The 9,598-nt window shown below is 38.6% G+C and carries 11 protein-coding genes and 1 pseudogene; 8 read left to right on the top strand and 4 right to left on the bottom strand.

Annotated elements, in window-relative coordinates:
• Window positions 1-57 precede the first annotated feature (57 nt).
• From AACY61_RS03605 to AACY61_RS03575, 7 genes and pseudogenes are all read left to right on the top strand, one after another.
• The gene (locus tag AACY61_RS03605) at window positions 58-1,446 is read left to right on the top strand and encodes a TlpA disulfide reductase family protein (RefSeq protein WP_339610228.1); all 1,389 of its coding nucleotides are present in this window, start codon (window positions 58-60) and stop codon (window positions 1,444-1,446) included.
• 305 nt (window positions 1,447-1,751) lie between these two features.
• Window positions 1,752-2,693: pseudogene (locus tag AACY61_RS03600) on the top strand (prolyl oligopeptidase family serine peptidase).
• A 405-nt stretch (window positions 2,694-3,098) separates the two neighbouring features.
• Window positions 3,099-3,839 (top strand): TlpA disulfide reductase family protein, encoded by a 741-nt coding sequence (locus AACY61_RS03595; RefSeq protein ID WP_339610227.1) that lies wholly within the window; start codon window positions 3,099-3,101, stop codon window positions 3,837-3,839.
• A 511-nt stretch (window positions 3,840-4,350) separates the two neighbouring features.
• On the top strand, window positions 4,351-4,647 hold the full coding sequence (locus AACY61_RS03590; protein WP_339610226.1) for a hypothetical protein: 297 nt from the start codon (window positions 4,351-4,353) through the stop codon (window positions 4,645-4,647).
• A complete protein-coding gene (locus AACY61_RS03585; protein WP_339610225.1) occupies window positions 4,641-4,862 on the top strand; it encodes a hypothetical protein in 222 nt (73 codons plus the stop codon). The genes AACY61_RS03590 and AACY61_RS03585 overlap by 7 nt, the downstream gene beginning before the upstream one ends.
• Window positions 4,862-5,701, top strand: a complete 840-nt coding sequence (locus AACY61_RS03580; RefSeq protein ID WP_339610224.1) for a hypothetical protein — start codon at window positions 4,862-4,864, stop codon at window positions 5,699-5,701. Before AACY61_RS03585 ends, AACY61_RS03580 begins: the two co-directional genes overlap by 1 nt.
• Window positions 5,702-5,741: 40 nt before the next feature.
• Window positions 5,742-6,302 carry a DinB family protein gene (locus tag AACY61_RS03575; RefSeq protein ID WP_339610223.1) on the top strand — a complete coding sequence of 187 codons (561 nt, stop codon included), beginning with the start codon at window positions 5,742-5,744 and terminating at the stop codon, window positions 6,300-6,302.
• Window positions 6,303-6,492: 190 nt separating this feature from the next.
• On the opposite strand, the gene AACY61_RS03570 is transcribed toward AACY61_RS03575, so the two are convergent.
• The 4 genes from AACY61_RS03570 to AACY61_RS03555 form a co-directional block, all read right to left on the bottom strand.
• On the bottom strand, window positions 6,493-6,702 hold the full coding sequence (locus AACY61_RS03570; protein ID WP_339610222.1) for a DUF5932 domain-containing protein: 210 nt from the start codon (window positions 6,700-6,702) through the stop codon (window positions 6,493-6,495).
• 7 nt (window positions 6,703-6,709) lie between these two features.
• Window positions 6,710-6,907, bottom strand: coding sequence for a hypothetical protein (locus tag AACY61_RS03565; protein WP_339610221.1), 198 nt, complete (start codon window positions 6,905-6,907; stop codon window positions 6,710-6,712).
• Between the two features lie 251 nt (window positions 6,908-7,158).
• Complete coding sequence (locus AACY61_RS03560; RefSeq protein ID WP_339610220.1) at window positions 7,159-8,802, bottom strand: ATP-binding protein; 1,644 nt, start codon at window positions 8,800-8,802, stop codon at window positions 7,159-7,161.
• 184 nt (window positions 8,803-8,986) lie between these two features.
• Window positions 8,987-9,151: a hypothetical protein gene (locus AACY61_RS03555; RefSeq protein WP_339610219.1), complete on the bottom strand. Its 165-nt coding sequence runs from the start codon at window positions 9,149-9,151 to the stop codon at window positions 8,987-8,989.
• Between the two features lie 236 nt (window positions 9,152-9,387).
• Between AACY61_RS03555 and AACY61_RS03550 the strand changes: the two genes are divergently transcribed.
• On the top strand, window positions 9,388-9,598 hold a 211-nt coding region (locus tag AACY61_RS03550; protein WP_339610218.1), incomplete at its 3' end, for a hypothetical protein.

Genomic DNA, 9,598 nt, shown 5'->3' with positions numbered 1-9,598 from the left:
TGGAAGGGTTTAAATTAGAATAGTTTTTAAAACAACATTAATCAAAGAAGTGAGCTTATGAAAACACTATTGACACTTGGATTCACAATATTACTCATTGGTGCATCTTGTCAAAAAAAACAAGAAATCCCTAACGAGGTTTCTATAACAGGTCAAATTGAAAATCACGACCAGACAGTTTTAAAAATCCAAGATTTTATGGGTAAAGGAAAACGGTTTACTGAAATAGATGTTCAGGATGGAACGTTTGAAATCAACCTGCCAATTGACAAACCTGTTATTAAAATGTTGACCTTTGGGAGTACGTTCAAAAATATTTTTCTACAACCGCGAGAAACCTTAGAAATTTCATTTGACGCATCAAATATTGACAGTAGTTTTAACTATGAAGGAAGTTTGGCTGTTGAAAATGTATTGTTAGACTCAATAAGCGAAAAACTTAGAAAAGTAGATTATAATTACGTTTACAATGAATCTTTAGAGAATGCCGGTAAATACCTGGATTCTATGTCGTCTGCAAACAAACATTATATTGAAGAATTGATTGGCGATCAATCACTGTCAACAGATTTTGAGGAATATGCAAAAGCGATGGTTGAATTTAGTAATGCGGGTCTTAAAATAAGGCTAGGCGAACGAAAAGAGGAGCAACCGGAAAATTATTATGATTTCATCAATCAATTGTCATTAGAAAATGATGAGTACCTTGACATAATGGAATACCGCTTTTTCTTAAGTTACTATATTGAGATGAAAGTCAACGAACGCTTAAGTAAGCTGGATTCTGTTAAAGCAGCCGAGCCCAATGCGCCTTTTGATGAAAGCTTAAGTGTAATCAAAGAACTTAAAAATGATAATGTAAGAGCCTATGCACTATTTAATGCACTGAATATGAGACTTAGTGAGAAAGGTCTTGCAGGCTTTGAGAGCTACTACGATTATTTTAAAGAACACAACAAAGATTCTCATTATGCAGCGCAGTTGAAATTACTTTATGAGGAAAAACAATTGTTGGCACCGGGACAGCCGGCGCCCCCATTCACACTTAAAGACGTTGATGATAATCTGGTTTCATTAAATGACTTTAAAGGCAAGTATGTCTATATTGATTTTTGGCAAACCCTCTGTCCGCGTTCAGGACGGGAACTACCCTACTTACTGGACCTACATGCTGATTATAAAGAGGATAATATTGCATTCGTGAGTATCTCAGTAAATGAAGACGAGAATATATGGCGTGACTATGTCAGGGAACATAAAAATATGGGTACAAGTCTCAGAGTGCCCCAGTCATGGGATTCTAAAACCTATTTGGATTATCAAGCTTTTGGATTACCCTCCTTCATATTGATTGATACAGAAGGTAAAATCATTGATCCAAAAGCAGCCAAACCTTCATCAAAAGAAATCAGGGAAACCTTTGATCAACTTTTAAAGAGCAGCTGAAATCGGGCAACCAACCTGGTTGCAAACTTCCAACCCGAATAGACACGGAGTGCACCTTTGCCTAAAGAATAATAGTTCCCATAAAAAATTAAATATCAATGAATTAAGTTTACGATTGTGCGTTGTAACATCAAATATTTATATTTGAGTACTCCCCTAAACTAAAAACATGTTGTTTATATGACTTATAGAGTGTATAAACACTATTAAAACCTAAACAGTAGCACATAAGAAATAGATCAGCAATAACCGGAGGTTTTGTTTTTGATTTACTTATGTCGAACACAATTTAAAAAAACCACACTATGAAATATATAAAGTCAATTATCCTTGTTCTATTTACTGTATCAATTCAAGCACAAGAATCTAATCTTTTAATAAAAAAGGATTTAATAACCGATTGGTCAAATTATCCAATATATCCATATTTGATAGATTCTACAAGTGCTGAAAAACAATGGAAACCCCAGTTTAAATACCTCGACAGTATAGAAGTTTATGGTATAACTTACTTAAGTGATGGATTGAAAATTCGTGGCTTAATGGCTAAACCTAAAAAAGGAGGAAATAGAGATTTTGGTTCATTAGTAGTTGCTCATGGTGCGATAACTCTTGGGCAAATTGCAAAAGAAGGGTATGTTGTAATAGCTAGTCAATACAGGGGAAATGGTGGTAGTGAAGGAAAAGAAGAATTTGGAGGAAAAGATGTGAATGATATAACTATACTACCAACAGTCCTAAAAGAAATACAAGGAGCAGATACTGAAAAAATAGGCATGTATGGCTGGAGTCGCGGTGGGATGATGACTTACATCGCATTATCAAAAATGGATGAAATTAAAGCTGCTGTTGTTGGTGGTGCATTATCAGATGCATTAAGCATGATGGAAGATAGACCTGAGATGTAAACAAAGGTTATTGCAGAACTGATTCCTAATTATGTCAATAGTAAAGATATTGAAATCGAGAAAAGGTCAGCTATAAAATGGGCAGATAAATTTCCTAAAGACGTTCCAATTCTTATGTTACATGGAAATGCAGATTGGCGTGTAAAACCCGAACAAAGTCTAAATTTAGCATTGGAATTTGAAAAATATAGAATTCCATACAGACTAATCATGTTTGAAGGAGGAGATCACGGAATATCTGAACACAGGGAGGAAGTTGACAAACAGGTGATTAATTGGTTTAATAGGTTTTTAAAAAATAACGAGGAAATACCTAATATGGAGTATCATGGAAGATAAAAACTGTGTACACCCTATGGTTAATGGCAAGAGAAGTGCTAAATCGAAAATTTTTGAATTTTTAGAGGTTAATTTATAAACCGAAACTTTGGTACTTCGTATTCGCCTACTTTTCAAATACTAACCGAAGGCAACAATTTGTAAACGATGTGTATATGATGAATATTTATACCAACTAATAAAAATATGCCAAGACAAAGTATTTCATTTTCAAAACCAAATGACGAATGGCTGAAAAGTCAAGTTGATAATTCTGTGATTTGCTTGCCGTTTTTGGCCTAACCAAACATCTAACATTACACATAAACCTTAGCGGGAATTACCGATAAAAATTAAACAAATAACTTTCACAAAACTAAAAACACTATGAAACAACAAAAAAACATATTCAGTGGAATTTTGGCGTTGGCCCTCTGTGCTACGATTCTCCCTTGTACTGCGCAAGATTCCAAAAGTGGAAACCATGAGATGCACCACGCTGAGGCAGACCCCGAGAATGACTATGTAACCGTGAAGTCCTGGGAGCACCAGCGTGAGCTTTTCATTGAGAAAGGAATGTCTGAGGCAAAAGCCGATTCCATAATTGCAGAATATTTAAAGTATCTTACAGATATGGATAGAACTGCCGGAGACGACCTCATCGGTGTTGCAGCGCCACCATTTAAATTTGATGGATGGCTCAACTCTCAACCACTTACGCTGGAAAACCTAAAGGGAAATGTTGTGTTGGTTCGTTGGTTTACAGACACCTGTCCCTTCTGCGCAAGTAGTACCCCTGCGCTTAATCAGCTGTATGAAGAATACGCTGATAAAGGCCTTAAGATGATTGGTGTTTTCCATCCTAAAGCCGGTAGAGATGATCCTTTAGATAAAGAAAGGGTAAATCGTGTGGTGGAAGCGAGGGATTTTAAGTTTCCCATCGCTATTGACTGGGATTGGCGCAATAAAACACTAAAGGACTGGTGGTTAACAGGTCCTGATCGACCGGGTACTTCTGTGACATTTATACTGGACAAGTCCGGGGTAATACAGTTTATTCATCCCGGCATGGAATACCACGAAGACAATGGTTCAGAGCTACACACAATGTGCTCGAGCGACATGGGTCGTGTTCGAGCTGCAATCGAGCGGCTCATCGCTAAATAAATAGTCAGTGGTGACAGATTTTACATTCTTGATGGAACTACCAAGGCCGTAGTTATTAACAGAACCCTGCGAGGAATTAGAATCAGTTGCACTTTGACGTTGATAGGGACGGAAGTGAATTTGGGAAACTAACAAAAATAACTACTCTACTATCCAAAGCCACTATTTTCGGAGCAAACCAAGTGCCATAAAATTTCCAAAACCGTCCTGCAGTCTCCCGATGGCATTCCAAAACCGTTTCTTTTTACACCCTTGAGAAAAAACGCACATCTGATAGCTAAATAAAAAAGTTAGTTATATTTGTTTCATCCCCCATAATTTAAATGAAGGAAGTGTACGCTCCCACTCTCTCAGGTGTTTGTTACAAATAAAAAAACGCACATAGGAACAAGTGATTGTTTTTGAGTATTTTTAGCTTAACTATTTTCTATGGAACATTCAACAGGGTACTACTTTTATATAACTTAAGTTTACAATTCATTCAATTTATTAGATAATCAGAAATAACAAAATGAAGAAATCACTACTACCTCTAGTATTTTTAATTTTAGTGAGTTGTCAATCGGAAAAGAAAACGCTAGAAAAACAAGAATATTTACGCTGGGTTGGAGACATCAAACAGAATGACCAAATTGACGAAAGGGACTTTAAAGTGTGTAATGGTGATGAAAATAGTAAGCAATACTTCAATCTGGGAGGAGGTCCGATTTACAACGGAGAAAAATCGAGAATCCTTCAAACATACAAAGACAATTTCCAGACTATAGCAAATAAGGATCTGGCTTCATCAGAATACGATTTATGGTAAACTGTGAGGGGAAGGCAGGGAGATTTAGAGTGTTACAATCTGATAATGAGTACCGGGAAACAAAATTTGATGATGCCATTGTCTCGCAACTTGAAAACATTATAAAAGGAATTGAAAAATGGGCAATTTTATACAGTGGCGAAACTCCTGTAGACTATTATATGTACCTCATTTTTAAAATAACCGATGGACAACTAATAGAAATTTTACCTTGATGAAAAGTTTGATATTTATAACGCTCATAGGAGCGTTTTCGATTTCCCGGGCACAAAATTGTGAAGCGTACAAATATTCCGGCGATACCCTGAAGTATGAAGCCTGTATCGCAGCCGAAAAAAGTGCCGGACATTATCAATTTAGTAAAGAATTTCAAATAGCTTTTGACGAAGCAATTGCCATTGACCCAACATATGATTACGCCTATTGGGCAAAATCCATTGCGTATCTGAAAAGCGGGGATTTTGTGACCTGGAAAAAGCTAATCGATAAAGCCGTTGAATTAAATCCAAAAAAACACTTAGGATACAGAGGTTGGTGTCGTTACCAATTCTTTAGAGACTACACAGGAGCAATCAAAGACATTGAAGAACTGGAACGTATACTGGATTACGATATCGGACAATCTCAAAACGGAACCTACCATTTGAATATTGCCAAAGGCCTATGCTACAAAGGAATTGGACAAAAGGAAAAAGCCATAGCGATCCTAGAAAAACAAATCAAATTAAATGAATCAGAAAACTTCGTTGGTCCCTATGATTATTTGCATCTTGGAGTACTTTATTTAGAAACCAGTAAGTTTGAAAAGGCTTTAGAGATCTTGAAAAAACAAGCAGAGTACAATGATTTAGCAGAAAATCAGTATTATTTAGCCTTGACTTACAAAAAATTGAATAAACTGACAGTATATAAAACAAGTCTGCAAACTGCAAAGGAACTTTATAGCAGACAGCGAAGAATGTTTGACACCTATTCAACCCCCATGGACAAAATATATTTAGAAACCATTGAAAACGAATTAAAAACAGCTTACAAGAAGGAAGGTGAAAAATAAGCAATAGTAAATTCAAGGCTTTTGGCTTGTAACAAACTTTGTGCATAAACAAAACTTCGGTACCAACGAACCACCTGCTTTTCATAAACTTACCGATGGCTCAAATGAAAATGACTATCTTAAAACAATGAAAATGAACCAAAGCGAACTTATAATTTTAAACTTTGAGGAAATTAGAAGTAAAAGTATCAAACTTTGGAAAGGACTTCCTAAAAGCCATTACTATTGGAAACCTGACGAAAAAGCAATGACTGCCATAGAAATGATTAGGCACGTTTTAGAAGCCGATTATGGATGGAATATCATCATCAATAATGGGAGCATGACAACTTATAAAACGCCATGGGAAAATCGACCCTTCATTAGTGTGGCTGACGAACTTGAATTTGCCGAACCCTATAGAAATACATTTTTAGAAAGTGTACGACAGTTTTCAGATAAACAAATTAACGAAACGGAAATTGTTCACCCCGGAAATGGAAGCAAGAAAAACCTTGGAAACTATTTATTACGGATTGGTTATCACGAATCTGTTCACGCAGGACAATTCCTTTCATATCTAAGAGCAATGAAAATTAATCGTCCAGCTATTTGGGACTAAAAAAAACACTACAGCCACTCACCGCTCCCCCGTTCCTGTCGACTATATTCTGAATTGCATTGCGTTCCATAAAGCTGCATCGCTGTTATACTAGACACTATAAAGCAAAACCAACAAACCAAGAGCAGCAACTACAAGTTCCATAATCCTATTTAGGACTCAACAAAGCACAAACCTTGAGCTTTGAACCTCAAATCAACCCCAAATCCTTGGCCTTGGCAACCAATTGTGTACCGTTCTTTGCATCAAATTGGGTGCGCAGCATGCCCAGACGTTTTTCAATAGAGCTTAAACCGAACGGCTTGATGCCCTGCATTTTATAGGAATGGGCGATTTCATCTTGTAACATTCCATAGACAAGGTGCTTTAGAAGAGCAATTTCATAATCGTCAATTTCCACAAAGGAATTACCTTTTAAAACCGGAGCCAGATGCGGCGATATATGTTTTACCCTTAAACACCTCTTCCACAGCAAAAGAAAGTTCTTGCAGGCCATACCGGCCCTTGTTGACATAAGCGTCCACGTGATGCTTTTGCATAAAATTCCGTACGGTTTGGGCCTTGTCTTCGATGGTATAGACTATGATTATTAAATCGGGGTACACACCTTTTAGGTGGAGCGCAAGTTCCTCGCCTGACGTAATTTTTTGTTCACGATGATCTGTTTTGAAAGATTAATCGGTGATGAGAAGCTCATAGGGATCTCCCCATCTTTCTCAGCTGCATGTATTCTTAACAGGGCATCATCACAATAATTGACACTGTCAATGAGCCTGATACTCAGGTGACTCAAAAAGGTGTGGACTCCGGCATTGATACTCACCAGATCGTCTGCTATGATTACTGTTGAATACATCTATATTGTAATGGTTGCTTTAAATCCTTTATTGGGTTGTGATTCAAAAGTAATACTTCCGTTTATAGTAAAAATACGGTATTCCGCATTTTGCAGGCCGTTTTGTTTTTTTAACAAAGTGCCCACCCCATTATCGGAATAATGAATTTCAATGTTTTGCTTGTTTTGATTAAGGGTCACCGCCACCAGCGTTGCCCCGCTGTGCTTTTTCATATTGGTCATCAATTCCTGCAAGACTCGGTAAACAGCATTCTTTTTTACCGGTGACATCGTGCTCCAGTCTATGGGATTGGTTTCCCGTTTGATGATTTTTACCCTATCAGTCTGATATGACGCCAGCAAATCGGTAAAGGTTTCTTCAAAGGGGGTTGTAGTATCAAGTGCCTGATATTCGCGGGAGATGTCGCGTGATTTGTTGTAAATATGCTCCAGGTCATCGAGCAGGCCTTCATCCTTGTCTTGTTCAATTTGCATTTTGACCATCACCTGATAGACGTCATTGGCTAGCTCGTCGTGTACTTTTTTGGAGATACGGCTTTCAGTTTTGAAAACTTCCTTCTGTTTTATGTGCCTGATTCTGCTGAGGATGAGAAAGATTCCTAAAATCATTAAGAGCAGCACTAAAATCCCTATAATCACTATGAAGGTTTTTTGGTTGCGCTCTTTATCCAGTTCCAGTTTTGCCCGCTGGGTATTCATCGCTTCTTTTTCAACGTCAAAACGCATGGCCGCAAAAAGGTTTTGTTCCTCCTGTCTGGCCCTGTTAAGACTGTCTGCAAGGGTTTTGTATTCGCTTACTAGGGGTTCTTTGTTCAAATCCATTAGGATGGAGAGCGATTCCAGTATATAGGATGCACTGTTGAGTTTACGGGCAATACCCAGTGAAATTGTGGCATAATTGCGTGCTGCTACGGTATCACTTTCGCTTAAAGCGAAAAGTGCTAGGTGCCGGTTGCTTGAATACAAGCCCTCCAGATCCCCGGCTTCTTCCCGAAGTTGTAAGGCGCTCCGCAGGGTTGCTGTTCCCTCGCTGTTGTATTGTTTCAGTTGCAAAACCCCCAGGTTGTTGAGGGCGCGAGCCCATTTGGCGGTATCCTCCAGCCGGCGGCCCAGGCGAATCGCCTGTCTGAAATCCTGCTCGGCCAATGCGTACTTTTTCATATTGAGATACACATCCCCGCGGTTGTTCAACAAGCCGATGCTGTCGGTTATAGTATCTGCATAGGTCAATGCCCTGCTGTAGTAGTCAAAGGCTTTATCATTATGGTTTCTGCTGCGGTACATCATTCCCAGGAGGTTGTAGAAACCGGTATATCTGCTATTTTTGATTTCGGGATTGGCAGAGAGTGCATCCAGCCATTGCAGGGCTTGCACCACATGCTGCTCGCTATCAGCAACTGCGCCCAACTTAAAACCCGCTATGGCAGCCAGGCGCTTGGAATAGATGGCAGAAAGTGTATCACCGCTTTTAATAAAAGTGTCGGCCAGATTCAGATAATGAAAATACCCTGAAGGCAAATGGGCCGGTTGGCTGGGGTGAATGACCCATTGGTAATACAGTTGTGTGCTGTCAACCGCTTGGGAAAAAACAGTAGCATTTAGCACTATGAAAATTAAAAATATGCGTAGGAGTTGATTAGGCATCCCCTAAAGTTAAAAACAAAATTGGAAATAAAAACAAACAACTTTACTATTTTAACCACAATCGACATAAAGAACTTGTCATCAGCCAAATATTGAAACTTGAACCATGACTTATGTCTCACTTTTCAAGTATTATTAATAAAAAAACCCGCAAACACAACAAAGTGCCCACGGGGTTACTGCATTATTGATCTCCGTCAGGTGGCGGAGGGGGCGGTGGCGGAGGTGGTAGCGGATCAACATCACCGCAACAAGCGACCGGGGTTTGGGTTTCCATACTTTGGGGCGTACATGAATAAATCCCCATAAGCAGTGTAACCACACCTAAAACAAGTGCTATTTTTTTCATCGTTTATGTTTTAAAGATTGGACACTAAGGCATAGACCATCTGCTTAGAAGACAGACGGTCGCAACCCGGTAAATAAAGGAGGCGTCCCTCCTGTGGAGAAGTGGGGAACTTCCCGGCAGTCCTCCGCTACCCCACTTCTCCTGAAGGGTTTTGATTGACTGCTTTGAAAGCTCCGTTTGAAACTATTTTTACTAACCGAAACTTTCGGCCAGAAAACCAATTTCAAAACAAATAAATGAAGGACGCTAGAGAAGCGCCGGAAAAAACATGGAAAGTATCCGGAAAAGAATTTCCCGAAAATTTCCATAGATATTTTGTAGTTTTAGGTCACCAAACCAACCGATTAACAATGTATGCGACATTACTTCTAAAAGCTTTTGATAAAGCCGAAAAAAACTTTCATACTGATAAACCCACTCGTTTGGCTCAGCATCTGTCTGATTATA

The organism is uncultured Planktosalinus sp. (assembly GCF_963973675.1).
Taxonomy (GTDB): Bacteria; Bacteroidota; Bacteroidia; order Flavobacteriales; family Flavobacteriaceae; genus Planktosalinus.
Note: the sequence above shows the minus strand (reverse complement) of the source record. Positions and strands in the feature narration are given on the sequence as shown.

Coding starts and splice junctions, on each gene's coding strand:
- AACY61_RS03605 (WP_339610228.1), top strand. CDS start 58: ATGAAAACACTATTGACACTTGGATTCACAATATTACTCATTGGTGCA.
- AACY61_RS03590 (WP_339610226.1), top strand. CDS start 4,351: ATGAAGAAATCACTACTACCTCTAGTATTTTTAATTTTAGTGAGTTGT.
- AACY61_RS03585 (WP_339610225.1), top strand. CDS start 4,641: ATGGTAAACTGTGAGGGGAAGGCAGGGAGATTTAGAGTGTTACAATCT.
- AACY61_RS03580 (WP_339610224.1), top strand. CDS start 4,862: ATGAAAAGTTTGATATTTATAACGCTCATAGGAGCGTTTTCGATTTCC.
- AACY61_RS03560 (WP_339610220.1), bottom strand. CDS start 8,802: ATGCCTAATCAACTCCTACGCATATTTTTAATTTTCATAGTGCTAAAT.
- AACY61_RS03555 (WP_339610219.1), bottom strand. CDS start 9,151: ATGAAAAAAATAGCACTTGTTTTAGGTGTGGTTACACTGCTTATGGGG.